The organism is Micromonospora sp. HB375, from assembly GCF_017872985.1.
Taxonomy (GTDB): Bacteria; Actinomycetota; Actinomycetes; order Mycobacteriales; family Micromonosporaceae; genus Micromonospora; species Micromonospora chalcea.
This window is the reverse complement of the sequence record NZ_JAGGJO010000001.1, coordinates 5,700,767-5,724,234: the sequence shown is the minus strand read 5'-3', so window position 1 is coordinate 5,724,234 and position 23,468 is coordinate 5,700,767. Positions and strand designations below refer to the sequence as shown.

The window sequence follows — 23,468 nt, the reverse complement described above, 5'->3', positions numbered from 1 at the left end:
TCGACTCACGACATGGAATCCCCGAAGCGTCACATCTGTTGTGTAGGTGTCAGCACCTACGGGCACAGCGGAGGTTACGGGGAGGGCTGATGAACGTGGGGATGGCAAGGAACCGGGCAACCGGCGCGAGCGAGGGGACCGTGGCAATCGTGGACAAGAACATCGGCATGCGTACCGACGAGGTCGCCGAGGAGCGGGACCTGGTCGGCGTCTACCTGCACGAGATCTCCCGGACGCCGCTGCTCGACGCCGCCCGGGAGGTCGACCTCTCCAAGGCGATCGAGGCGGGCCTCTACGCCGAGCACCTGCTCGACGAAGACCGGATCCCCGAGGGCGTCGACCGGGAGGACCTGGAGCGGCTGGTCGTCGAGGGTGAGCGCGCGAAGGACCTGTTCATCCGCGCGAACCTGCGACTGGTCGTGTCCATCGCCCGGCGCTACGTGCGCTCCGGGATGCCCATGCTGGACCTGATCCAGGAGGGCAACACCGGCCTGGTCCGGGCGGTCGAGAAGTTCGACTACGAGCGGGGTTTCAAGTTCTCCACCTACGCGACCTGGTGGATCCGCCAGGCCATCAGCCGGGCGATCGCCCAGCAGGAGCGGACCGTACGGCTGCCCGTGCACCTGGTGGAGGACGTCAACCGGATGCGCAACGTGGCCCGGCAGCTCACCCGTGAGCTGGGCAGCGACCCGGAGCCGGAGCAGATCGCGACCGCCCTCGGCGTGACCGTCGAGCGGGTCAACGAGCTGGTCCGCTGGTCGCAGGACACCGTCTCGCTGGACACCCCGGTGGGCGACGACGGCGACACCAACCTCGGTGACCTGGTCGCCGACAGCGACGCGCCGTCGCCCGAGGAGATCGTGCTCACCGGCCTGGAGCGGCAGCGGATCGAGGGTCTGCTCAACCACCTCGACGACCGGTCCGCCGGCATCATGCGGGCCCGGTACGGCCTGGAGGACGGTCGCGAGCACTCGCTGACCGAGGTCGCGTCGCGGTTCTCGCTCTCCCGGGAGCGGATCCGCCAGCTGGAGATCCAGGCCCTCGGCCGGCTGCGTGAGCTGGCTCGCGCGGAGGGGCTGCAGGCGGCCTGACCTGGTAGTAATTGAGACAACGAACGGCCGGCGTCCGACAGGGGGACGCCGGCCGTTCGCCGTCCGCGTCGATCAGACCCGGCCGTAGCCGGCGATCGACATGATGTTCATACCGCGTTTGCTGACGTTGCGTCCGGCGCTGGGCGCGTCGATGATCTGGCCGTTGCCGACGTAGAGCGCCACGTGCCCGAGCCCGGAGTAGAACACCAGGTCCCCCGGTTGCAGCTGGCTGCGGCTGATCCGCGTGGTGGCGTTCCACTGCCGTGCCGCGCTGTGCGGCAGCGACTTTCCGGCGGCCCGCCACGCGGCGAGCGTCAGACCGGAGCAGTCGTAGCTGCCCGGGCCGTCCTGGGCATAGCCGTAGGGCTTGCCGACCGCGCCGTAGGCGTACCGCACGGCCTTGCCGGCGTCGCCGGAGACGGCCGGGGGCTTGCCCGCCGAGCCGGCGTTGCCGGGCGCCTCGGTGGCCCGCCCGTACGCCCTGCGCCGCATCTCGTAGAGGTCGGCCAGGTCTCCCTCGATCCGCGTCTTCGCGGACTTGAGCTGCTTGGCCTGCGCCGCCTCCCGGGCGAGCGTGGCGTCCAGCCGGGTCTTCTGGTCGATCAGCCGCTGCTGGTCGGCGGTGAAGCTGGAGAGGGTGCGCTGGCGCTGGCGGGTGAGCTGGTCCAGTGTGCCCAGCCGCTCCGGCAGCGTGGCCTGGCCACCCGGGTCCAGCAGGGCCGCCGCGGTACGCATGCCGCCGGTCTTGTACGCCGTCGCCGCCAGCACGCCCACCTCGGCGCGGCTGCGCTCGGCCTGTTCCTGCAGCGGCCCGATCCGGGCCTCCAACGTGGCCGCCGTGGCCTTGTTGGCCTTGATGTCCTCGTTGAGCTTGTTGTAGGACTCGACGATTCGCTCCAGCTCAGTCGAGGACTTCTCGATCTGCTTCGTCAGCTCTGCGGGTGTGGGCTCGGCCCGGGCCACCTGCGCCGGGGCGAGCAGCGCGGCCGAGAGGCCGGCCACCGCGAGCGAGCGGAGCAGCATCCGTAAGGACGACAAGAGCGGAAAGCTCCTCTCCCACCGGTCGCCGGGCGCGTTCGCGACCCGGCGACACCGGCCCGGGGCCATCCGGGTGGATGGCTGTCGACCGGGCCGACCTGCACAACCTAACCCGTGATCGGAGTGGTCGGGAGTTCAAGCAGGGGCGAAAGTTGGCAAAGTGGCGGAAAGTGACGATGGTGCAGCATGGTGTGGCTCGCCCGATTGGTCGTTCTGGGCGGATGTCGTCAGCCACCGCCACGCAAAGTCATGACAAAGACTGAAATCGCTTCCTCTTTCCGGCGGGCCACCCGGGGCAGAACCGGCGGCCGATCGCCGAAAACCCGAGGTCAGGTGGCGGGCCCGCAACACAATGAAGCCCGGAACCGGGATTCCCGCACGGGATCCGCGTCCCCGGGAGGCCGCCGTGCAGACCGAACGCTCCGCCACCCAGCCGCCCCGACCCACCTCGCCCAAACTGCTCTACGCCCGCCCCGGCATCGTCGTCACCGCCGAGCGCTTCACCGTCGGCCGCAACAGCTGGCCGGTGGCCGAGATCACCCAGGTGCGGACCGATCGCGGCCCGCACGACCGGCTCGCGATCCGCGCCGTCGCCGTGTCCGCCGCGATGATCGCCGCGGTCGGGCTGCTGCTCGGCTTCACCGGCGGCCTGCACCGGCTCACCGCCGAGGCGTACCTCCTGCTCGGCGCGGTCGGGCTGGTGCCGCTGCTGCTCGTGCTGATCGGCGACCGCTGGCGGCCCCCGGCGCACGAGCTGTGGGGCCGGGTGCGGGGCACCGAGGTGCTGCTGTTCAGCAGCGACGACGAACGACAGTTCGGTCAGGTCAGCCGGGCGCTGCGCCGCGCCCGCGAGGCGGCGCGCATGGGCGGCTGGGCCGACCCACCGGCGGCCGAGCCGTGGCGACCGGCGCGGTGAGCGGCGCTCAGCCCGCGACCGGCTCCGGGGTACGCGGCTGCTGCTCGGCAGCCACCCACTGGCTCACCCGCCGCTCGGCGTAGAACGAGACGAACGGCACGGTCCCGGCGAGCATCACCAGCAGCATCCGCTTCAGCGGCCAGTTCGCCCGGCGGGACAGGTCGAACGTGAGCGCCAGATAGAGCATGTACAGCCAGCCGTGCGCCACGCCGACCACGCCCACCACGCTCGGGTTGTCGAAGCCGTACTTCAGCGGCATGCCGATCAGGACCAGCACCACGAGCGCCACGCCCACGATCCAGGCGATCACGCGGTACCGGGTAAGGGCTCCGCCCACCGTCGTCCGTCCTTCCGCACCGGCCTCAGCCGGGATAGTCGCCGGGCCGGGCGCCCGGATTGGCGTTCAACCAGGATAGATAGCGGTTGTACGCGGCCAGCTCGGCGTCGTCCGCCCCGTCGGCCGGGGCGGACGGCGTCCGCACGACGCGCACCGGGCGGCGTACCGCCGGGGTGGTGACGGCCGGCTCGGCGCCGGCGGCCGCCGACGGCGCCGGATCGGCCGTCGGCTGCGCGTCGCCCGGCGGCGTCGCCCGCAGCGTCTGGCGGACCTCCCGCCACCAGACGAAGATCACGAAACCGGCGAACACCGGCCACTCGATCGCGTAACCGAAGCTGATCGCGTTGCCCCCGGCGGCGCGGGTGACCTGCCACCAGCCCATCCCGAGGCAACCCGCCACCAGCACGACCATGGCCACGTGGCGGACGATCCACGCCGGTGTCCAGAGCCGTTCCATGCCCACGAGAGTACCGGGACTCCCCGGGCGTCTCCGACACGGCGTCGTAGTCCGGGCGGTGGTTTGGTGGCACGCCCGCTGGGCATCCGAACAGGTGCCAACCCGAACGAGACGAGGGGGCGACGATGACCGAATCGGTACGCCGGGACGCGAGCCCGGAACAGCGGGTCGCGGAGTGGGACGGCGATCACGCCCGCACCGTCGACGGCGAGCAGCTCGGGGTGGACCCGGTGGAGCTGGGCGACGAGGACCTGGTCCGGGAGATGCAGAGCCTGCACCGCACCCGGCTGGACACGCTGCGCCACGCCACCGACTCGGCGCTCGCCAACCACCTGCGGCGCACCGCCGAACTGGAGACGGAGTACCTGGCCCGGCACCCCGGCCGGGAGGTCGACCCGAGCCGGCTGCGGGACGCCTGATGGGCAGCCACGCCGAGCGCGGCATGTCCGCGCCCCCGGAGGTGGTGTTCAACACCGCCACTGATCCGGACCGCTCCTCGGCCTGGCTGCCCGAGCGGCTGCGCAACTCCGGCACCTGCCGGGTCGAGGTCGTCGACGCCGACGACATGCGCGCCCGGTGGAGCGCCGCGGACTGGTCCGCCGAGATCGACGTGGAACCGGCCGACGCGGGCGGCGCCCGGGTCCGGCTCGACCTGGCCGGCCCGGACCACGACCTGGCCGACGAGATCCTGGCCAACCTCGACCGCGAGGTGGCCGACAACCTGACCGCCGGCTGAGCCCGGGCGCACGACGAGCACGAGGAGGCCGGCTTGACCGGGAGTGGCCTGAAGCAGAAGGTGGCGCGCCTGCGCCAGGCGTACGCGCCGCACGAGCACCGGCCGCTGGAGGGCTACCTGAAGGCGATGGGCACGTACGCGGGCGTGACCGCCGCGCTCGTCGGCCTGGTCCGGGCGACCGGACGGCCGGTGCCCGAGCGGCCCACGCCGGCGGACGTGGTGCTGCTCTCGATCGCCACGCACAAGCTCAGCCGGCTGCTGTCCAAGGACGCGATCACCAGCCCGCTGCGGGCGCCGTTCACCCGCTACGACCACCCGATCGGCAGCGGCGAGGTGATGGAGCAGGTCCGCGACGAGGGCAGCCCCACCCGGCACGCGCTCGGCGAGCTGGTCAGCTGCCCGTTCTGCCTGGCGGTCTGGGTCGCCACCGGGCTCACCGGCGGCCTGGTGCTGGCGCCCCGGCTGACCCGGCTGGTCGCCACCGCGCTGACCGCGGTGGCCGCCTCCGACTTCCTCCAGATGGGGTACGCGGTCGCCCAGCAGGCGGCCGAGGGCGGTCACCACGAGGCGTGAGGGATGCGGACACGAAAGGGGGCCGGCGCACGCCGGCCCCCTTTTCGCGCGTCTCCCACGGTCAGGTGGGGGTGGTGCCGTGGTCCTCGCCGGCCCAGCCGCGCGACGCCTCCGGCTCCCGCTCCTCCTCGTCCTCCCCGGTGACGATGTCCCGGTCCACAGCGGTGCGCTCGTGCTCGTTGGCGAAGTCCGGCTCCGGCAGCGTGTCGACGCCCTCCGGGGGCTGGCCGAGCGCCGCCAGGTGCTCGTGCTCGGGGTTGCGGTCGGTCATGTCGCGTCCTCTCGTCTTCCGGGGGCTCAGGCGACCGTGCCGCCCAGCAGATCGGCCGCCTCGTCCGCCGCGTACTCGCCCTGGGGGAGCGCGGCGATCCGGGTGAGCAGCTCCGCGGGGAGTTCGGCGGCCACCGCCCGGCGGTAGATGTCCGCCTGGGTGATCCGCTCCTGGCCGTGGTAGATGTCGTCGAGCAGGTCGTCGAGCGGCCGGGTGTCGGGCTGCTCGGTCACGGGCGCGTCATCGGTCACGCCGACCACCTACCCGGCGCCGAACCGGTCAAACTCGCCCCAACCCCGCTCAGGCCGGCGCCGGCAGCGTGGCCCGGCGGGCCCGGACGGCCTGGGCCAGGTGCTCCAGGACCTCGGCAGTGGTGTCCCACCCGATGCAGGCGTCGGTGACCGACTGGCCGTACGCCAGCTCCCGGGTCGGGTCCAGGTCCTGCCGGCCGGGCACCAAGAAGCTCTCCAGCATGATGCCGACGATCCCGCGCTGACCGGCGGCGAGCTGGGCCGCCACGTCGGCGGCGACCAGCGGCTGGTTGCGGTGGTCCTTGCCGCTGTTGGCGTGGCTGGCGTCGACCACCACCCGCTCCGGCAGGCCCGCGGCGCGCAGCAGCTCCAGCGCCCCGGCCACCGACTCCGCGTCGTAGTTCGGCCGGCCGCCCCCGCCGCGCAGCACCAGGTGCCCGTCCGCGTTGCCCCGGGTGTGCATGATCGCCGGGGTGCCGGAGACGTCGATGCCGGGGAAGACGTGCGGCACCCCGGCCGCCCGGATCGCGTCCACGGCGGTGGCGATGCTGCCGTCGGGGCGGTTCTTCATGCCGATCGGCATGGACAGCCCGGAGGCGAGCTGCCGGTGCACCTGGCTCTCCACCGTCCGCGCGCCGATCGCGCCCCAGGCCACCGTGTCCGCGATGTACTGCGGGGTGATCGGGTCGAGGAACTCGCAGCCCACCGGCAGGCCCAGCCGCAGCACGTCGAGCAGGAGCGCCCGCGCGGTACGCAGACCGGTGTTCACGTCGCCGGACCCGTCCAGCGCCGGGTCGTTGATCAGGCCCTTCCAGCCCACCGTCGAGCGCGGCTTCTCGAAGTAGACGCGCATCACCACGAGCAGGTCGTCGGCGACCCGGGCGGCGGCCTCGCGCAGCCGGCCCGCGTACTCCAGGGCGGCGGCCGGGTCGTGCACGGAGCAGGGGCCGACGACGACGAGCAGCCGGTCGTCGTCGCGGTCCAGCACCCGGCCGACGGCACGGCGGCCCGCCACGACGGCCTCGGCCAGCGGCGTCTCGAGCGGCAGGTGGTGGTGCAGCAGGGCCGGGGTGGTCAGCGGCACCACACGGTCGATGCGCTGGTCGATGACCCGATGGGCGTCCTGGGACGTGGTCACGGTGGGGATTCCTTCCGCCGACCGTGCCCCCGTGCCGGGTCCGGGGGATCGAGCCGGCTGCTCGCATACGAAAGGGCAGGGAAAAGAATCCCTGCCCGGCCGGCTCGAAGAGGTAAGTGACGTCAGCTCATGGTCGAGTCACCGGCTCCTCCAGCCGGCTGCCTAAACCATCGATACGACCGCGTCACGTCGGCCAGCGTACCCGACGCGCGCCGGAAAGCCCGCTGTCGTTCCGAAGTGCGGAACACGGGGTATGTGATCGCCATGACCACCAGCCATGACCCCAGTGACCAGGAACGGATCGAGTCCCGGGCGCATCTGCTGCCGGAGGAGGCGGCGGCGGGCAGCGACGACGCCGAGGCGCAGGCCGACGCGATCCTCACCGAGTCCGACATCCGCGAGGCGGACCAGAACGCCGCCCCCGACACGGTGCTGGAGCACCGCACGTCCGAGCAGACAGTCACCCCCGTCGAGCCGCCCGACTGAGCGTCGCGCCCCGGGCCCGGCGGGAACCCCGGTAACTGTCGTTCCGCAACCGGGCCAGCGGGCCGGCCAGGCGCAACCCCGGCGGCACGTTGCCGATCGGATCGAAGGCGAGCGCGGCGTCCTCGGCGGCGCCGCGCTCGCCGTCGAGGCGTACCTCGCCGAACGGCCGCCACCGGCCTGCCGCCGAGGCCACCGCCAGCACCAGCCGGGGCTCGTCGGCGGCCACCGCCGCGCCCGCCTCGGCCAGGCCGCGACCCAGGTCGGGTGACTCCGGGTCGGCCAGCACGGCCAGGAACAGCCGTCGCCCGCCGGCCCGGAACGGCATGATCGACGTGTACGTCCCGGTGAAGCGCCGCCGGGGCAGCGGCAGGTTCCGCAGCACCGGCGCGGCGCCGCTGGAACTGAACAGCAGGTCCACCGGCGGCTCCGGGTCGCGGCGCAGCCGTACCGCCACGCCCAGCACGTCCGGCCAGGCGCGCGGCGTCGGCACGCCCTTGGAGAGGCGGATCGTGGCCGGCCACCGGCCCGGCAGGTCGAGCAGCGGCACCCCGGTCGGCGGTCCCGGCGTACCCCAGATCCGGACCTCGCCGCCGAACGTGCGCCCCGCGGGGTGCAGCAGGCGGGCGTGCCGGAGCCGGGCCAGCGCGGCGGCGGCGCGCTCGACGACGGACGGTGAGGTGGCGGCCATGCCCGCACGGGTACCCCGGCGCGCACCGACGATGCTCCGGCGCGCGTGTCACCTTTCCGCCTCCGGGATCGGATAGCGTCGTCTCATGCCCGACAGCGGTTTCCCCTGGCCGATCGAGACGACCCGACTGGACAACGGCCTGCGTGTGGTGGTGAGCGAGGACCGGACCGCCCCGGCCGTGGCGGTCAACCTCTGGTACGACGTGGGCTCCCGCCACGAGCCGGCCGGACAGACCGGCTTCGCGCACCTCTTCGAGCACCTCATGTTCGAGGGTTCGGTGAACGTGGCGAAGACCGAGCACATGAAGCTGATCCAGGGCGCGGGCGGCTCGCTCAACGCGACCACCAACCCGGACCGCACCAACTACTTCGAGACGGTCCCGGCCGAGCACCTGGAGCTGGCGCTCTGGCTGGAGGCCGACCGGATGGGCGGGCTGGTGCCGGCGCTGACCCAGGAGACGCTGGACAACCAGCGCGACGTGGTGAAGAACGAACGGCGGCAGCGCTACGAGAACGTGCCGTACGGCGACGCCTGGCTGCGCCTGCTGCCGCTGCTCTACCCGCCGGGGCACCCGTACCACCACGCGACGATCGGGTCGATGGCCGACCTGAACGCCGCCGACCTGGCCACCTTCCAGGAGTTCCACAGCACCTACTACGCGCCGAACAACGCCGTCCTCACCGTGGTCGGCGACACCACCGCCGCCGAGGTGTTCGGGCTCGCCGACAAGTACTTCGGCGGGCTCGCCGCGCGCGCCGACATCCCGGCCGCGCCGGACGGCCGTACCGTGCCGGCCACCGGCCGCCCGGCGGTGGAGACGGTCACCGCCGACGTGCCCGCCCCCCGCGTCTACGTCGCGCACCGCACCCACCCGTTCGGCACCCCGGGGTACGACGTGACCACGGTGCTGGCCACCGTGCTCGGCAGCGGCCGGGGCAGCCGCCTCTACCAGCGCCTGGCCGACGGCGAGCGGATCGCCCAGCCGGACCTGGTCGGCGCGTACGGGGTGGACCTGGCACACGCGCCCGCCCCGCTGATCGCCACCGCCACGGCCCGCCCCGGGGTGAGCGCCGAGCGGCTGCGCGACGGGCTGGCCGAGGTGGTCGACGAGCTGGCCACGGTGCCGGTGACCGCCGCCGAGCTGGACCGCGCCAAGGCGCTGCTGAGCACCATGTGGTGGCGGCAGATGTCCACTGTCGACGGGCGGGCGGACACGCTCGGCCGGTACGCCACCCAGTTCGGCGACCCGGCCCGCGCGGCCGACCGGCTGCCGGCCTGGCTCGCGGTGACCGCCGAGCAGATCGCCGAGCAGGCCGCCGAGCTGCTCGGCGCCGCCGACCGGGTGATCCTGACCTACCTGCCCGAGGAGAAGTGATGTCGCTGATCGCCACCCGTCCCGGCCCCGGCGCCGCCCGCGCCTACCGGTTCCCGCAGGTGGTCCGGCGGACAGCGGCCGGCGGCCAGGTGGTCGCCGCGCACCTGCCCGGGCAGAACCTCGCCGTCGCGTTGCTGCTTCTCGACGGCGGCGCGGGCCGGGAGCCGGTCGGCAAGGAAGGGCTCGGCGCGGTGCTGGCCAAGGCGCTGGAGGAGGGCACCGCGCAGCGGGACGCCACCGCGTACGCGCTGGCCATCGAGGCGCTCGGCACCGAGCTGTCGACCGGGCTGGACTGGGACTCGTTCCAGGTGAGCGTGCAGGTGCCGGTGGACCGGCTGACCGCCGCCGTGGAGCTGCTCGCCGAGGCGGTCCGTACGCCCCGGCTCGACCCGGCCGACGTGCGCCGGGTCCGCGACGACGAGGCGACGGCGCTGCGGATGGACTGGGCCAACCCGGGCCCGCGCGCCGACGCGGTGCTGCGGGCCGAGCTGTTCGGCGCGCAGCACCGGTGGGGCCGCCCGCTCTACGGCGACCCGGACAGCGTGGCCGCGCTGGAGGTGGACGACGTCACCGTCTTCCACTCCGAGTGGTTCATCCGCCCCGGCACCCTGATCGTCGCCGGTGACCTGGAGCGGATCGACCTGGACGCGCTCGCCGCGACGGCGTTCGCCGGCGCCGGCGGCGGCCCGGTGGAACGCGGCGGCCCGATCGACGTGCCGCTGACCGGGCAGCGCCGGATCATTCTGGTGGACCGGCCCGGCTCGGTGCAGTCCACGCTGCGGCTGGGCCACCCGTCCCCGCACCGCGCCCACCCGGACCACGTGCCGATGACGCTCGCCGGCACCGTGCTCGGCGGCGCGTTCACGTCCCGGCTCAACCACCTGATCCGCGAGGTACGCGGCTACACGTACGGGATCCGGGGCGACTTCGCCTCGTCCCGGCGGTTCGGGCGGTTCGCGGTCAGCTCCGGCGTGCAGACCGCGGTGACCGCCCCGGCGCTCGTCGAGTCGGTGGGCGAGATCTCGCGTACCCAGCTGACCGGGGTCACCGAGGACGAGCTGGAGGTGGCGCGCTCCTGGCGGGCCGGCCAGCTCTCGGTCGAGCTGCAGAGCCCGCGCGCGATCGCCGCGGCCCTGACCACGCTGGTCGTGCACGACCTGCCGGACGACTACCACGCGCGGCTGCGGGAGCAACTGCTCGCGGCGACCGTCGAGGACGTTTCCGCCGCCGCGGCGACCTACCTGCACCCTGAGTCGCTGACCATGGTGATCGAGGGGGACGCGGCGGTCATCCGGGACGAGCTGGTCGCCAGCGGTCTCGGCGAGGTGCTCGACCACACGTGACCGGACGGGGCGGCGGGCCTGTGATTCCCGTCGCCCCGCATCCGCGCGGTGGGAAACGTTTCCCACCCGCACCGCCCGGCTGGGTAGCCTCGCGGGCATGAGGATCGGCATTGTGGGAGCCACCGGTCAGGTCGGTGGCGTCATGCGGCAGGTGCTGGCGGAGCGCGAGTTCCCGGCGGAGCAGGTGCGCCTGTTCGCCTCGGCCCGGTCGGCCGGGCGCACGCTGCCCTGGCGCGACGGCGAGGTCACCGTCGAGGACGCGGCCACCGCGGACTACCGCGGCCTGGACATCGTGCTCTTCTCGGCGGGCAAGGCCACCGCGAAGGAGCTGGCTCCCCGGGTCGCCGAGGCCGGCGCCGTGGTGATCGACAACTCCTCGGCGTTCCGGATGGACCCGCAGGTGCCGCTGGTGGTCGCCGAGGTCAACCCGCACGCGATCGCCGACCGCCCGAAGGGCATCGTGGCGAACCCCAACTGCACCACGATGGCCGCCATGCCGGTGCTGCGTCCGCTGCACGACGAGGCCGGGCTGGTCAGCCTCGTCGTCGCCACCTACCAGGCGGTCTCCGGCGCCGGCCTGGCCGGCGTGGCGGAACTGGACGAGCAGGTCCGCAAGGTGGCCGGGGACGCCGCCGGACTGGCCTTCGACGGCGGTGCGGTGGAGTTCCCGGCGCCGCGCTCGTTCGCCCGCCCGATCGCCTTCAACGTGCTCCCGCTCGCCGGCTCGATCGTCGACGACGGCTCGTTCGAGACCGACGAGGAGCAGAAGCTGCGCAACGAGAGCCGCAAGATCCTGGAGATCCCCGGGCTGAAGGTCTCCGGCACGTGTGTGCGCGTCCCGGTCTTCACCGGCCACTCGTTGCAGATCAACGCCCGGTTCGCCCGCCCGATCGACCCGGCCCGGGCCCGCGAGCTGCTCGACGGCGCGCCCGGCGTGGCGTTGCGCGACGTGCCCACGCCGCTGGAGGCGGCCGGCCAGGACCCGACGTACGTCGGCCGGATCCGGGCCGACGAGACCGTCGAGCACGGGCTCGCGCTGTTCTGCGCCAACGATAACCTGCGCAAGGGCGCGGCGCTGAACGCCGTGCAGCTCGCCGAACTGGTCGCCGCCGAGCGCTGACCCTGCGGGCGTCCGTGCCGGGCCACCCGGCACGGACATCCGCTCAGCGGGTATGCCCGCCGGGTCGCCGGCCGCCCCGCGCGCCGGCAGGGCGGAGGTGCCGATGACGGCCGAAGGGGACACCGAGGCCGCCGGGATGCGTTCGGATACGGGCCGGGCGATCGGGTTCAGCGACGCGGTCTTCGCCATCGTCATCACGCTGCTGGTCCTCGACCTGCGGGTGCCCGAGACGGCGCCGGGCGGAATGCTGCGCGCGCTGCTCGACCAGTGGCCGGTCTACCTCGCCTACGTCACGTCCTACCTGTACGTGGCGGTCAACTGGCTGAACCACAAGGGGACGTTCCACCGGGTCCGCTGCGCCGACCGGGGACTGCACTGGGCCAACCTCGGCGTGCTGTTCAGCGTGGCGCTGCTGCCGTTCGTCACCGCGCTCGTCTCCCGCGCCGTGGAGGAGGGCGACGTCTTCGACGAGCGGGTCGCGGTGTCCGCGTACGGGCTGGTCGGCGTGATCCTGTCGATCACGTGGCTGTGGCTCTACCACTACCTGAGCCGGCACCCGGAACTGCTGGAGCCGCACGTCCCCGCCCGTTTCTTCGAGGCCGAACGCGTCCGGGCGCTGCTCGGCGTCCTCGCGTACGCGATCGCCGGTCTGGTGGCCGTGTTCCTGAGCGTGCCGGTGGCGCTCGTGGTGCTCCTGCTGCTGCCGATCTTCTACGGGCTGTCCAGCAACGGCTTCTACGACCTGCGCCGGCGCCTGCGCCACCGGCGGTGACGCCCCGCGTTACCCCGCCTCGGGCGGCGGGTAGACCGCCGTGCCGACACCGAGAGGGGAGCACCATGACAACGGTCGGAGAGTTCATGACGACCCGGTTGGTGACGATGGACGGCAACGACACGCTCACCGCCGCGGCGCAGGAGATGCGCGACAGCGCCATCGGCGACGTGGTGGTGACCGACGGCGACAACGTGGTCGGTATCGTCACGGACCGGGACATCACGGTGCGGGGCGTGGCCGAGGACATGGATCCCACCTCCACCCGGCTCAACCAGATCACCAGCAAGGACGTGGTGACGGTGAGCCAGTACGACGACGCGGTGGCCGCCGCCGACCTGATGCGCACGTACGCGGTCCGCCGGCTCCCGGTGGTCGAGGACGGCCGGCTGATCGGCCTCATCTCCATGGGTGACCTGGCGGTCGAGCGGGAACCCCAGTCGGTGCTCGCGGACATCAGCGCCGACGACCCCAACAACTGACCTGACCGTCGCGGTGACGCCGGCTCCCGGTTCGGGGGCCGGCGTTCCGCGTCACGCAGGCGACGCGGCGGTCACCCGGATCGGGCGAGGTTGACCGCGGAACGGGTGGGGACACCGCATCCCGGACGGAAGACCGCGGAACGCGGGAGGAGTCGCCCGGATGGTGGACATGGCCACAAGATTCTTCGAGGACCTGGACCGGCGGGGGTTCGAGCCCTTGTTGGTCAAGACATCCGGAACGCTGCGCTTCGACCTGCACGAGGGCCCGCACACCACGCACTGGCTGCTGGAGATAGAACGGGGCAACCTGCGGGTCCGGCAGGAGGACGGCGAGGCGGACACCGTGGTCGGCACCGAGCCGCGCCTCTTCGCCGAGCTGGTCGGCGGTGAGGAGAACGCCATCGCGGCGCTGCTGCGGGGCGACATGACTGTCGTCGGCGACCTCCGGCTGGTGTTGCAGGTCGAGCGGGTCTTCCCCGGTCCGCCGGACTCCCGGGGACCACGTCACACGTTCGGTGGGAGGGGCGCCTGATGCCCGGGCAGAACACCGTCCGCATCCTGGACGGCAACACGTTCGTGGTCAGCGAGGACAGCGGCGACATCGAGGCCACCCCGAACGAGCCGACGGGTCTTTTCTCGCTCGACACGCGCTACCTGTCGAAGTGGGTGCTCACCGTCAACGGCGAGCGGCTCAACGTCCTGTCCTACGACGACCTGCAGTACTACGAGGCCCGGTTCTTCCTGGTGCCCGGCATGGCCACGCACTACATCGACGCGAAGCTGTCGGTGATCCGGGAACGGGCGGTGGGCGGCAGCTTCCGGGAGACGCTGACCATCCTCAACCACGACGAGAAGGCGGTCGACCTGGAGGTCCGGATGGACGCCGGGTCCGACTTCGCCGACCTCTTCCAGATCAAGGACGAGATCCTGAACAAGAAGGGCGAGCTGTACGCCGAGGCCGAGTCGGACCGGCTGCGCCTGGGCTACCGGCGGGGCAACTTCCGGCGCGAGACCGTCGTCTCCGCCAACCAGCCGGCCCGCTACGACCAGCGCGGCTTCGCCTGGAGCCTGCGGCTGGAACCCAACGAGCAGTGGGACGCCGTCATCGACGTGCAGACGTTCGCCATCGGTCCCGGCGGCCGGGACCTGCGGATCGGGCTGCGCGCCCACGGCGTCGAGCGGCTCGCGCTCCAGCATGACCTGGAGGAGTGGATCAGCCGGGCCCCGAAACTGAACAGCGAGCACGAAGATCTCGCCGCGACCTACCGGCGGAGCCTGGTCGACCTCGCTGCGCTGCGCTTCTCGCCGCTGTCGCTCGGCGGGCAGACGCTGCCCGCGGCCGGCCTGCCCTGGTTCATGACCATGTTCGGCCGGGACAGCATCCTCACCTGCCTGCAGGTGCTGCCGTTCGCGCCGGAGATGTCGAAGACCACGCTGCGGATCCTCGCCGCGCTGCAGGGCACCCGGTTCGACGACTTCCGGGACGAGGACCCGGGCCGGATCCTGCACGAGATGCGCTACGGCGAGACCGCCGCGTTCGAGGAGCAGCCGCACTCGCCGTACTACGGCTCGGTGGACGCCACCCCGCTGTTCGTGGTGCTGCTCGACGAGTACGAGCGGTGGACCGGCGACGGGGCGCTGGTCAAGGAGCTGGAACTGGAGTGCCGGGCCGCGCTGAGGTGGATCGACAAGTACGCCGACCTGATCGGCAACGGCTATATCTGGTACGAGCGGCGCAACACCGACACCGGCCTGGAGAACCAGTGCTGGAAGGACTCGTGGGACTCCATCTCGTACGCCGACGGCACGCTGCCGCCGTTTCCCCGGGCCACCTGTGAGGTGCAGGGCTACGCGTACGACGCGAAGATGCGCGCGGCCCGGCTGGCCCGGGTGTTCTGGGGCGACCACACGTACGCCGACCAGCTCGAACGCGAGGCCGCGGAGCTGAAGCGGCGCTTCAACCAGGACTGGTGGGTCGCCGACCGCGGCTTCTACGCGCTCGCGCTGGACCCGGACGGGCGCCAGTGCGACGTGCTCAGCTCCAACATCGGCCACCTGCTGTGGAGCGGGATCGTGGACGAGGAACGGGCGTCGAGTGTCGCCGAGCACCTGGTGGGGCCCCGGCTCTGGTCCGGCTGGGGGGTGCGGACGCTGGCCGAGGGCGAGGTCCGCTACAACCCGATCGGCTACCACAACGGCACGATCTGGCCGTTCGACAACTCGTTCGTCGCCTGGGGCCTGCGCCGGTACGGCTTCAACGAGGAGGCGGCCACCGTGGCCAACGGCATCCTCGACGCGGCCGCCTACTTCGACGGCCGACTGCCCGAGGCATTCGGCGGCTACCAGCGGGAGCTGACGAAGTTCCCGGTGGAGTACCCGACCGCGTGCAGTCCGCAGGCGTGGTCCACCGGCGCGCCGCTGCTGCTGATCCGCACCATGCTGGGCCTGGAGCCGCACGAGGGGCACCTGGCGGTGGACCCGCGCCTGCCGATGGGCATGGGACGCATCGAGGTGCTGGACATCCCGGGCCGCTGGGGCCGGGTGGACGCGTTCGCCCGGGGCCGGCTCGACCTCGACGAACTGGCCGAATGAGTCAGTGCCCGGGCGGACGCGCGGTGTGCGCCTCGTCCGGCGGCAGCAGGCAGAACTCGTTGCCCTCCGGGTCGGCCAGCACGGTCCAGCGCGGCAGCTCGCGTACCACTGTCGCGCCCGCCTCCAGCACGGCGGCCCGCTCCTCGGCGTCGCCGACCAGGTCGAGGTGGATCCGACCGGGCGCGGGCAGCTCGGCGGCGGGGCTGATCCACAGGTCCGGCCGCCGCCCGTGCGGGTCGCGCAGCAGCACCGCCTCGGCCGGGGCGAGCGTGCCCTCGGCGAGCTTCACCCGGTCCTCCTCGACCACCGGCAGCCCGGTGACCGCGCTCCAGAACGGCGCGAGCAGGTACGGGTCGCGGCAGTGGATGACGATCGCGGCGAGGTCGGGCATGCCTCGAACCTAGTCGCCCGCGACGGCGGGCAGGACGTTGTCCAGGAACGCGGCGGCGGTCGCGAGCAGGTCGGGCCGGGCCAGGTCGAGCGCGTGACCCCCGCCTGTGAGCCACAGATGCACCGGGTGACCGGCGGCGAGCAGCCGAGCGGTCAGCTCGACCGGCTGGGCGGCCGGCACCGCCTCGTCGTCGCGGCCCTGGACCAGCAGCACCGGCACGCCGGAGCCCAGGTGGGTGGCCACTGTCGCGTCGGCGGTGGCCGGGTCGCCCGCGGCCGGCGGGTGGCCCAGCAGGTCGGTCCACGGGTCGTCGCCGGGGGCACGCCGTCGCCGCTGCTCCGGGTCGAGCGGGTCGACCGGCGCCCAGTACGCGAGCACGCCCGCCACATCGCCGGGCCGGTCCACCCCGCGCAGGGCGAGCTGGAGGGCCAGCATCCCGCCCGCTGAGTCGCCGCCCACCAGCAGCGGCAGGCCGTCCGCCCCGCTCCACGCGGCGCGCGCGGCTTCGCGTACGTCATCGAGCTGGGCCGGCCAGCGGGCCTGGTGGGAGAACCGGTAGGTGGCCTCGACCACGCGCAGCCCGAGGGACGCGAGCGCTCTGCCGTCCTCCTCGGCGCGGGCACGCCAGCCTCCGCCGTGGATCCAGAGCAGCACCGCGCGTTCGGTCACGGCACCATCGTCGCCGCACCCGCCCCCGGTGCGCGAGCCCGGTCTGCCGAGGGCAGATCGCCCCTACGGTCGCGTAACCTACCCGGGGTAAAGTTTCGCCATGTCGGAACTCGTGTACCCGCCCGTGATCACCGCCGCGAAGACGATGTTCCGGCTCCTCGACCTGCGCCTCGACGTGTCCGGCAGCGAGCACGTGCCGCCCACCGGCGGCGCCGTGCTCGCATCCAACCACGTGAGCTACCTCGACTTCATCTTCTGCGGCTACGGCGCGCACCCGGCCAAGCGGCTGGTCCGCTTCATGGCCAAGGACAGCGTCTTCCGGCACCGCGTCTCCGGGCCGCTCATGCGCGGCATGAAGCACATCCCGGTCAACCGGGCCGCCGGCGCCGGCTCGTACGCCGCCGCGGTGAGCGCGCTGCGCCGCGGCGAGGTGGTCGGCGTCTTCCCGGAGGCGACGATCAGCCGCTCCTTCGTCGTCAAGGACCTCAAGAACGGCGCGGCCCGGATGTCGCAGGAAGCCGGCGTGCCGCTGCTGCCGGTCGCGCTCTGGGGCACCCAGCGCATGTGGACCAAGGGCCGCCCGCGCACGCTCACCCGCCGGCATACGCCGATCACCATCATCGTCGGCGATCCGATGGACCCGGCCGCCTACCCGGACGCCACAGTCATGACCGCCGACCTGCGTACCCGGCTGTCGGCGCTCGTCGACCGGGCCCAGCGGGAGTACCCGGACCAGCCGTCCGGCCCGGACGACACCTGGTGGCAGCCGGCCCACCTGGGCGGCAGCGCGCCCACGCCGGAGGAGGCCGTCGAGCTGGACCGCTCCGAGCGCCGCACCCGCAGCGCCTCCTGACCCCCGCGGTCCGCAGCTCGGCTCGGCTCGGCTCGGCTCGGCTCGGCTCGGCTCGGTAGATCTTGGTACGAAAAGGCCCCCATGAGGGCCCTTTCGTACCAAGATCTACACAGATCTCATGACGTAGTACGTTCGTCTCATCTGGTGGTGTGCCCTCCAGGAGTGCGGTGCGCGCCCGGCCGAACTGAGCGAGTGGAGTCTCACGCAACGCCCCTCCGTTGCCGAGATCTTCGGCCGCCCACCACGCACATACGAGGAAAGGGCCGCCGAGAACGCTCACCTGTTCCGCCGACTGAGGACAGCCGCACCGCGCAAGGATGCACCTCCATGCCGCAGAGGATGCGCGCTCGGGGGAGGGTCAGCAGGCGGAACCGGGCTGGTCGCGGGCCGGGACGTCGGACAGCGCCCACGGCGACGCCTCGGCCACCGGCGGACGGTAGTAGTCGTCGCGGGACAGGAACTCCACCGGCAGCGAGCCCGGCAGCGTCACCGTGCCGAGCATCGGGCCGGGGGAGGCGGCGACCCGGGTGGCGAGCACGTCCCGCTCCGGCGGTGAGAGGTCGACCAGATCGGGGTTGGCCAGGCGGTATCCGGCCACCGCGCGGCGGACCTGCCGGGCCAGCCCGGCGACCGGCCCGACCGGGCCGGTCAGTGCCAGCGCCGGCTGCCGGATGGTGCGCAGCGCGTCGCAGACCACGCGCAGCTCGGCTGTGCCGTCGCCGTGATCGACCAGTTCCAGCCGGGACGGCCACTGCCAGCGGATCTGACCGCTGACCAGGCGGGACAGCCGGACCGGGCGCCGGTGCCGGGCACCCGTCCGGCTGTCCTGCCCGGGGACCACTGACAACTCGGAACCGCTGCAGACGTACGCCAGCCGGCGGTCGGTCACGGTGATCGTCGCCGGCGCGGGCAGCGCCCAGCAGCGGACGTCCTCGGTGGGGCCCAGCAGGTGACCGGCGACCCGCAGCAACTGATGCCCGAGTATGCGCTCACCCGGCTCGGGCACCAGCGCGTAACGCCGGTCCAGCACGGGACGGGTGGGGTCGGCGTCGGCGTCGAACCGATGCGGTCCGACGAAGAAGGGTGCGGCGTCCTCCGGCACGGTACGACCTCCCGGTGACGGTTGGCGGTATCAGGGAGCCTGCCGGATTCGTAGGGTGATTGTCATGACACCTGTTAGGGGGTCGGCCGGTCGGCCGACGCCTGCGACCGGTAGATGCCGATATCTTCCGGTCGGACGAGTCCGTCCTCGATCGCGCGGGCGAGCAGGGCCGCCTTCGTGGCAGCCGGACGCCCCGCTCGGGTGTACTTGATCCGCGCTCGGTCGACGTACTGCTTCACTGTGTGCTCGCTGATCTGCATCCGGCGCGCCACCGACGCCTTCGACATCGACTGGAACCACAACAGCAGCGCCTCGCGCTCCTTGTCCGACAGGGCCGGACGATCCGGCCGGGCGTCGCCGACCATCGCGCCGGCCAGCGCGGGCGGCACGTACGGCCGGTCCTGCGCCGCCGCCAGCACGGTGCCCACACAGTGCTCGCGTCCCTCGTGCTTGGCCAGGAACGCCACCGCGCCCGCGTCCAGCGCGGCCAGCATGGTCGGCGGGTCGCTGTGCTCGGAGTAGACCACCACCCGGCGCCCGGCCGCGCTCAGCTCGGCCAGCTTGTCCAGCACCATCCGGCCGTGCAGGCGCAGGTCGAGCAGCACCACCTCGGCGTCGGGCGCGGCCCGCAGCACCTCGTCCGGGTCGTCGCCGGTGGCCACCACCCGCAACCGCGGCTCGCCGGCCAGCCAGGCCCGCACCCCGTCGATCACCACCGGATGGTCGTCCACGATCGCCACCCCGATCGGCCACCCGGCGTTCACGTCCGCCGCCAGCGGGTCTGCGTCCATCTGATCTCCCCGTCCCGCTCGTGCAGGTGTTCCACCGGTCCGCCCCCACCGGTCGTCGTCTCGTCCGGGCCGTCGTGGTCCGGTGTCACCAGGCTGACCACCACCTCGTCCGGTCCCGCGACCACTGTCAGCCGCGCCCAGCCCTCGGCCGCGGCGAGCCCTGCCGTGAGCGGGTCGGCCAGCCCGCGCCGGATCTCCACCGGCAGCTCCGGTGGCGTGCCGACCGCCACCAGGTCGATCGGCAGTCCGTTGCGTTCGGCCAGGTCGGCCGCCGCGCGCAGCTCGTGCAGCAGCGCGTCGGGCACGTCGTCGGACTCGGCGATGAGCCGGCGCAGCCGGGCCGCGGCCAGCACCGCCCGCCGCCGCACCGCCGGGTCGGCCGGGTCGGCGTCGCCCGCCGTCAGCTCGGCCAGCACCTCCTCGGCGGTGCCGCTGACCAGAGCGAGCCGTTCCTGGCGCTCGGTGCGGGCCCGCTCGGCCGCCTCCCGCTCCGCCGCCACGGCCAGCGCCGCCGCCGCGGTGGCGGCCCGGGCCCGGGCCTGCGCGGTGAGCGCCGCCGCGCCGACGAAGACCGCCACCGGCAGGGTGGAGGTGCCGTAAACGTACATCGTGGCCCGGCTCAGATCGGCCGACGCGGTCGCGCCGTACAGCACCACCGCGGTCACCGCGATCGCGCCGTGCGCGGCGAGCATGACCAGCAGCCAGCGCACCGGCCGCCGCCAGAGCGCCAGCAGGAAAAACCACGCCAGGCCGCCCCACACCCAGTTGGCGGTGCTGAACAGGAAGCGCTCGCCGGCGCCCGCGACGACCGCCGCGTCGACCACCAGCAGCGCCGCGGCCAGGCTCCGGGCCGGGGGCAGTTCGCCGCGCAGCAGTAGTACGCCGGCCCAGATCCCGATCAGCGCGGTCACCAGCCAGCCCACCGCCACCACGGCGGGGAAGGCCATTCCCGGTCCCGCCCGCAACACGGCCGGCAGCGCGATCGCCAGGTGCCAGGCCGCCGCGATGACGATGGCGGCGATCCGCGCGCCCCCGTCGGAGGCGTCGGCCACCGCGTGCGCCTCCGGCGGGGCGGTGGCCGGTCCGGGGCGCGTCGCCACCCGCGGCCGGGGAAGTGGACGCAGCACGGAGTCGGCGGTCACCGCCGCACCCGACTCAGTCGGCATCGGACCACTCCAGCCGAATCCGGGTGCCCGCGCCAGGGGCGGAGGTCACCAGCGCGCGTCCACCCACAGTGGTCATCCGCCCGTGGATCGACTCGCGCAGCCCGTACCGGTGGGCCGGGACCGTGGCGGGGTCGAAGCCCGGACCGTCGTCGACCACTTCGACCACGACGGCGCCGCCCTCGCGGGCCAGGCGCAGCGACGCGGTCGCGCCGGGTGCGTGCCGCGCCACGTTCGCGAGCGCGGCGGCGGCGCTGTCGGCTAGCGCCGTGGCGACCTCCGCCGGCAGCCGGCAGGGCGCGAGCGTCGCGGTCACCGCCGGCCCGGGCGTTCCGGCGAGCACCTGGCGCAGCCGTTCGTCCAGGTCGGCCTCGCCGGCCGCGGTCGCGGACCGCGCGCCCGCCAGGGCGGTGAGGGTACGCAGATCGTGCGCGCACCGCTCGCGCAACGTCGCCGAGTCGGGTACCGCGCCGAGGCCGACCATGGTGAGCGTGCCCAGCACGGTGTCGTGCAGGTCGCGGTTCTGCCGCCGTTCGTCCTCGCGGGCGGCGCGCGCGACCACCGCCTCGTGGGACAGCCGCTGGTAGTCGGCGAACGCGGCGTCGGCGCGGGCGATCCGGCGGCGCATCACCGCTGTCATCACCGCCGCGCTTCCGGTCTGCACCAGCAGCGTCCCGGCGTGCGCCCGCGCCTCGACCGGGTTGCCGGCCAGCGTGGTGCCGGTGACGTACGCGGCGGTGACCAGCAGCCCGGCCGGCACCGACCAGCGGGCCGGCGCGGTGGCCTGCGTGTTGATCACCGTCGAGCTGGCCAGCACCGCGATCCAGCTCGCCTCGCCCGGCAGCACCTCCGGCGCGACCAGCCACGGGACGGCGAGCGCGGCGGCGGTGGTGAGTGCGACGTCCCCGGCCACCAGCGGGCCGTCGATGCCGTGCCGGAACGCCCGCCAGGCGTACCAGACCGACCAGACGGTGAGGACGACGACCGCGGGGATCAGCAGCGCCACCCGCACCGGCGGTGTCCGCACCGACAGCGCGACCACCGCGCCGACCAGACCGCAGGTGAGTCGCAGCAGCGCGGGAAGCGTCGTGAAGATCAGCGTGAACGCCTCAGCCGCCGGCCGGGCCTGGGTGGACCCGGGCAGAGACGTGGCGGCAGCGACCGGCATCGGGGGGATGTCCTTCCGGCAGCGACCCGGCCGGGTCCGCGCGGCATAGATTGACGCCGGAGAATAACACGGTTTGTGGGTACTGGTCACCCTTGGTGCTTGACGAGTTTCGCTCCGGCGTAAAGCAGCCGAGGCTCAGCGCCCCGCCGAGAAGCGGAGCCGCACCCTCCGGTTTACGGTTGCCGGCGTCTCCTACCCTGCGGGGTATGGCATACCAGCCGGCCATGGTGCCGCCGAAGAAGTCCAAGCGAACCCTGTTCATCGTGCTCGGCGTGGTGCTGGCGATCTGTTGCTCCGGCGGTGTGCTCGGCGGCTTCTTCCTCTTCCGGGTCGTGCAGGAAGCCACCGGCCCGGCGCGCTCCACAGCGCAGACCTACGCCGAGGCGATCGTCGACCGCGACTACCCCGCCGCGTACCGGCAGCTCTGCACCCGCGTACGCGACCGGGTCAGCGAGGCGGACTTCACCCGGCAGCAGTCCTCCCAGCCGGAGTTCACCGGCTACGAGATCACCGGGCTCAACGTGTCGAACAACAACGGCCGGGTGAGCGGGTCGACGACCATCCGGTTCACCCCGGCGGTCGGGACCAACGTGACGCAGTCGTTCCCGATGGTCAAGGAGGACGGGGAGTGGCGGATCTGCGAGTGAGCCGGTGGCGCTCCTCCGCGCGCACCTGATCCACTTGTCGCATGGCCCCATCTCCCACCGCACCGGTTCCCCCGGCCGTCGAGGACCGGCTCGCCCGCGAACGCAACGTCTGGCTCTGCACGCTGCGCCGGGACGGCTCACCGCACATGACGCCGGTGTGGTTCGTGTACGCCGACGGCGTCTGGTGGATCGGCTGCGAGGGCCGCAGCGTCAAGGCCCGCAACGTGGCGGCCGACCCCCGCGTCTCGCTCGCCCTGGAGGACGGCGTCCACCCGGTCGTCGCGGAGGGCGTCGCCCGCCTGCACCGTGCCGGCTTCCCGCCCGCGATCGTGGCGGCGTTCGCCGAGAAGTACGGCGGCTGGGACATCCGGCAGCCGGTCACACCGGACAGTGAACGGGTGCTGCTGGAGGTGCCCGTCCGGCGGTGGCTGCTCGCCGGCCGGGCACGCTAGTCCCCGGAGAATCCCCAGAAGTAGATCTCGCTCGGGACGCCCGCCTCGTCGTGCAGCACGGCGTACCGGCCGAACCAGCGCTGCTCGGCCAGCGGCGCGAGCGCCTCGACGTGCGCGCGGGTCGGCCTGGCGACGCCCACACGTGCGAGCGCTTCGGCCTCGGTCACCCGCTGGAACGTCCCGAAGCCGGGCTCCTCGCCGTCGGCCAGCACCCGCGACATGTCCAGGATGGAGTGTGTGCCGGACTCCTGTACCCGCTCGTCCGCCCACAGCTCCTCCTCGCTGCGGGGACGGTCCGGAAAGTCGGCGGCGGACGCACCGAACTCGCCCGGCGCCGCCCACCAGTAGTCGCCGGTCTCGAAGACCTGCCGGCGCAGTTCGTCAAGCGCGGCCCGGGCATCCGGCTGGTACGCCACGAAGTAGGTCCATCCCGATGCGCCCACGCTGCCTCCCGGTGATCCCGCTCGTCGATCGCCGTCGTGCGGCGGCGCACGCGATCATGCCCGACACCACCGACGAAACCGGCGGGTCGACGCGACCAGGATTCCTGTGCCACTCTCCGCCAT

At 73.2% G+C, this 23,468-nt stretch carries 30 protein-coding genes; 16 read left to right on the top strand and 14 right to left on the bottom strand.

The features are described 5' to 3' along the window. Positions 1–101: 101 nt before the first annotated feature. Positions 102–1,091 carry an RNA polymerase sigma factor RpoD/SigA gene (locus tag J3R08_RS25290; RefSeq protein WP_043330973.1) on the top strand — a complete coding sequence of 330 codons (990 nt, stop codon included), beginning with the start codon at positions 102–104 and terminating at the stop codon, positions 1,089–1,091. A 72-nt stretch (positions 1,092–1,163) separates the two neighbouring features. Here J3R08_RS25290 and J3R08_RS25285 read toward each other — a convergent pair whose 3' ends face one another. Next, the gene (locus J3R08_RS25285) at positions 1,164–2,129 is read right to left on the bottom strand and encodes a C40 family peptidase (RefSeq protein ID WP_043328816.1); all 966 of its coding nucleotides are present in this window, start codon (positions 2,127–2,129) and stop codon (positions 1,164–1,166) included. A 406-nt stretch (positions 2,130–2,535) separates the two neighbouring features. Between J3R08_RS25285 and J3R08_RS25280 the strand changes: the two genes are divergently transcribed. Further along, positions 2,536–3,045: a DUF6232 family protein gene (locus J3R08_RS25280; RefSeq protein ID WP_043328818.1), complete on the top strand. Its 510-nt coding sequence runs from the start codon at positions 2,536–2,538 to the stop codon at positions 3,043–3,045. Between the two features lie 7 nt (positions 3,046–3,052). Here J3R08_RS25280 and J3R08_RS25275 read toward each other — a convergent pair whose 3' ends face one another. Both J3R08_RS25275 and J3R08_RS25270 read right to left on the bottom strand, forming a co-directional pair. Then, on the bottom strand, positions 3,053–3,382 hold the full coding sequence (locus tag J3R08_RS25275) for a DUF3817 domain-containing protein (protein ID WP_043328820.1): 330 nt from the start codon (positions 3,380–3,382) through the stop codon (positions 3,053–3,055). A 25-nt stretch (positions 3,383–3,407) separates the two neighbouring features. After that, positions 3,408–3,839 (bottom strand): hypothetical protein, encoded by a 432-nt coding sequence (locus tag J3R08_RS25270; protein WP_064447779.1) that lies wholly within the window; start codon positions 3,837–3,839, stop codon positions 3,408–3,410. 125 nt (positions 3,840–3,964) lie between these two features. Here J3R08_RS25270 and J3R08_RS25265 point away from each other — a divergent pair, with 125 nt between their 5' ends. From J3R08_RS25265 to J3R08_RS25255, 3 genes are read left to right on the top strand one after another with little or no spacing between them, the layout of a single operon-like run. Next, positions 3,965–4,258: a DUF6158 family protein gene (locus J3R08_RS25265; protein ID WP_030502251.1), complete on the top strand. Its 294-nt coding sequence runs from the start codon at positions 3,965–3,967 to the stop codon at positions 4,256–4,258. Continuing rightward, positions 4,258–4,575: a hypothetical protein gene (locus tag J3R08_RS25260; RefSeq protein ID WP_064447778.1), complete on the top strand. Its 318-nt coding sequence runs from the start codon at positions 4,258–4,260 to the stop codon at positions 4,573–4,575. Before J3R08_RS25265 ends, J3R08_RS25260 begins: the two co-directional genes overlap by 1 nt. Positions 4,576–4,608: 33 nt before the next feature. Beyond that, positions 4,609–5,148 carry a DUF1360 domain-containing protein gene (locus J3R08_RS25255; protein WP_030502249.1) on the top strand — a complete coding sequence of 180 codons (540 nt, stop codon included), beginning with the start codon at positions 4,609–4,611 and terminating at the stop codon, positions 5,146–5,148. Between the two features lie 61 nt (positions 5,149–5,209). Here the strand turns inward: J3R08_RS25255 and J3R08_RS25250 are convergent, their stop codons facing one another. From J3R08_RS25250 to J3R08_RS25240, 3 genes are read right to left on the bottom strand one after another with little or no spacing between them, the layout of a single operon-like run. Further along, on the bottom strand, positions 5,210–5,419 hold the full coding sequence (locus J3R08_RS25250; RefSeq protein ID WP_043328824.1) for a hypothetical protein: 210 nt from the start codon (positions 5,417–5,419) through the stop codon (positions 5,210–5,212). A gap of 26 nt (positions 5,420–5,445) precedes the next feature. Further along, positions 5,446–5,679 (bottom strand): hypothetical protein, encoded by a 234-nt coding sequence (locus J3R08_RS25245; protein WP_018786980.1) that lies wholly within the window; start codon positions 5,677–5,679, stop codon positions 5,446–5,448. A gap of 40 nt (positions 5,680–5,719) precedes the next feature. Then, positions 5,720–6,817, bottom strand: a complete 1,098-nt coding sequence (locus tag J3R08_RS25240; RefSeq protein ID WP_043328826.1) for a 3-deoxy-7-phosphoheptulonate synthase — start codon at positions 6,815–6,817, stop codon at positions 5,720–5,722. 255 nt (positions 6,818–7,072) lie between these two features. Between J3R08_RS25240 and J3R08_RS25235 the strand changes: the two genes are divergently transcribed. Further along, positions 7,073–7,294: a hypothetical protein gene (locus J3R08_RS25235; RefSeq protein ID WP_013288141.1), complete on the top strand. Its 222-nt coding sequence runs from the start codon at positions 7,073–7,075 to the stop codon at positions 7,292–7,294. Here the strand turns inward: J3R08_RS25235 and J3R08_RS25230 are convergent. Then, the gene (locus J3R08_RS25230) at positions 7,269–7,982 is read right to left on the bottom strand and encodes a phosphodiesterase (protein ID WP_209962996.1); all 714 of its coding nucleotides are present in this window, start codon (positions 7,980–7,982) and stop codon (positions 7,269–7,271) included. The genes J3R08_RS25235 and J3R08_RS25230 overlap by 26 nt on opposite strands. A gap of 85 nt (positions 7,983–8,067) precedes the next feature. Here J3R08_RS25230 and J3R08_RS25225 point away from each other — a divergent pair, with 85 nt between their 5' ends. From J3R08_RS25225 to J3R08_RS25195, 7 genes are all read left to right on the top strand, one after another. Further along, the gene (locus J3R08_RS25225) at positions 8,068–9,357 is read left to right on the top strand and encodes a pitrilysin family protein (RefSeq protein WP_043328830.1); all 1,290 of its coding nucleotides are present in this window, start codon (positions 8,068–8,070) and stop codon (positions 9,355–9,357) included. Next, on the top strand, positions 9,357–10,700 hold the full coding sequence (locus tag J3R08_RS25220; protein ID WP_069087278.1) for a pitrilysin family protein: 1,344 nt from the start codon (positions 9,357–9,359) through the stop codon (positions 10,698–10,700). Before J3R08_RS25225 ends, J3R08_RS25220 begins: the two co-directional genes overlap by 1 nt. 97 nt (positions 10,701–10,797) lie before the next feature. Further along, entirely contained in the window at positions 10,798–11,820 is a 1,023-nt protein-coding gene (locus J3R08_RS25215) for an aspartate-semialdehyde dehydrogenase (RefSeq protein ID WP_064447774.1), read from the top strand. Between the two features lie 103 nt (positions 11,821–11,923). Further along, positions 11,924–12,592: a TMEM175 family protein gene (locus J3R08_RS25210; RefSeq protein ID WP_084789688.1), complete on the top strand. Its 669-nt coding sequence runs from the start codon at positions 11,924–11,926 to the stop codon at positions 12,590–12,592. Positions 12,593–12,657: 65 nt separating this feature from the next. After that, positions 12,658–13,074, top strand: a complete 417-nt coding sequence (locus tag J3R08_RS25205) for a CBS domain-containing protein (protein WP_043328834.1) — start codon at positions 12,658–12,660, stop codon at positions 13,072–13,074. Positions 13,075–13,234: 160 nt separating this feature from the next. After that, positions 13,235–13,606: an SCP2 sterol-binding domain-containing protein gene (locus J3R08_RS25200; protein WP_043328836.1), complete on the top strand. Its 372-nt coding sequence runs from the start codon at positions 13,235–13,237 to the stop codon at positions 13,604–13,606. Beyond that, positions 13,606–15,666, top strand: coding sequence for a glycogen debranching N-terminal domain-containing protein (locus tag J3R08_RS25195; protein WP_043328837.1), 2,061 nt, complete (start codon positions 13,606–13,608; stop codon positions 15,664–15,666). The genes J3R08_RS25200 and J3R08_RS25195 overlap by 1 nt, the downstream gene beginning before the upstream one ends. A gap of 1 nt (position 15,667) precedes the next feature. Here J3R08_RS25195 and J3R08_RS25190 read toward each other — a convergent pair whose 3' ends face one another. Together J3R08_RS25190 and J3R08_RS25185 are read right to left on the bottom strand one after the other, a co-directional pair. After that, positions 15,668–16,057 (bottom strand): VOC family protein, encoded by a 390-nt coding sequence (locus tag J3R08_RS25190; RefSeq protein ID WP_043328838.1) that lies wholly within the window; start codon positions 16,055–16,057, stop codon positions 15,668–15,670. A 9-nt stretch (positions 16,058–16,066) separates the two neighbouring features. Continuing rightward, positions 16,067–16,726: an alpha/beta hydrolase gene (locus J3R08_RS25185; protein WP_043328840.1), complete on the bottom strand. Its 660-nt coding sequence runs from the start codon at positions 16,724–16,726 to the stop codon at positions 16,067–16,069. A gap of 100 nt (positions 16,727–16,826) precedes the next feature. Here J3R08_RS25185 and J3R08_RS25180 point away from each other — a divergent pair, with 100 nt between their 5' ends. Next, entirely contained in the window at positions 16,827–17,579 is a 753-nt protein-coding gene (locus J3R08_RS25180) for a 1-acyl-sn-glycerol-3-phosphate acyltransferase (RefSeq protein ID WP_209962994.1), read from the top strand. Positions 17,580–17,937: 358 nt separating this feature from the next. Here the strand turns inward: J3R08_RS25180 and J3R08_RS25175 are convergent, their stop codons facing one another. From J3R08_RS25175 to J3R08_RS25160, 4 genes are all read right to left on the bottom strand, one after another. Next, positions 17,938–18,681, bottom strand: a complete 744-nt coding sequence (locus J3R08_RS25175) for a hypothetical protein (RefSeq protein WP_069087280.1) — start codon at positions 18,679–18,681, stop codon at positions 17,938–17,940. Positions 18,682–18,755: 74 nt separating this feature from the next. Further along, complete coding sequence (locus J3R08_RS25170; protein ID WP_043328844.1) at positions 18,756–19,472, bottom strand: response regulator transcription factor; 717 nt, start codon at positions 19,470–19,472, stop codon at positions 18,756–18,758. After that, complete coding sequence (locus J3R08_RS25165) at positions 19,442–20,638, bottom strand: hypothetical protein (protein WP_209962992.1); 1,197 nt, start codon at positions 20,636–20,638, stop codon at positions 19,442–19,444. The genes J3R08_RS25170 and J3R08_RS25165 overlap by 31 nt, the downstream gene beginning before the upstream one ends. After that, positions 20,628–21,803 (bottom strand): ATP-binding protein, encoded by a 1,176-nt coding sequence (locus J3R08_RS25160; RefSeq protein ID WP_064448673.1) that lies wholly within the window; start codon positions 21,801–21,803, stop codon positions 20,628–20,630. Before J3R08_RS25160 ends, J3R08_RS25165 begins: the two co-directional genes overlap by 11 nt. Before the next feature lie 206 nt (positions 21,804–22,009). Between J3R08_RS25160 and J3R08_RS25155 the strand changes: the two genes are divergently transcribed. Together J3R08_RS25155 and J3R08_RS25150 are read left to right on the top strand one after the other, a co-directional pair. Continuing rightward, positions 22,010–22,450 (top strand): hypothetical protein, encoded by a 441-nt coding sequence (locus J3R08_RS25155; RefSeq protein WP_043328848.1) that lies wholly within the window; start codon positions 22,010–22,012, stop codon positions 22,448–22,450. A gap of 41 nt (positions 22,451–22,491) precedes the next feature. Next, the gene (locus tag J3R08_RS25150; RefSeq protein WP_064448672.1) at positions 22,492–22,902 is read left to right on the top strand and encodes a TIGR03618 family F420-dependent PPOX class oxidoreductase; all 411 of its coding nucleotides are present in this window, start codon (positions 22,492–22,494) and stop codon (positions 22,900–22,902) included. On the opposite strand, the gene J3R08_RS25145 is transcribed toward J3R08_RS25150, so the two are convergent. Continuing rightward, complete coding sequence (locus J3R08_RS25145; protein ID WP_209962989.1) at positions 22,899–23,345, bottom strand: hypothetical protein; 447 nt, start codon at positions 23,343–23,345, stop codon at positions 22,899–22,901. The genes J3R08_RS25150 and J3R08_RS25145 overlap by 4 nt on opposite strands. Between the last annotated feature and the right edge of the window lie 123 nt (positions 23,346–23,468).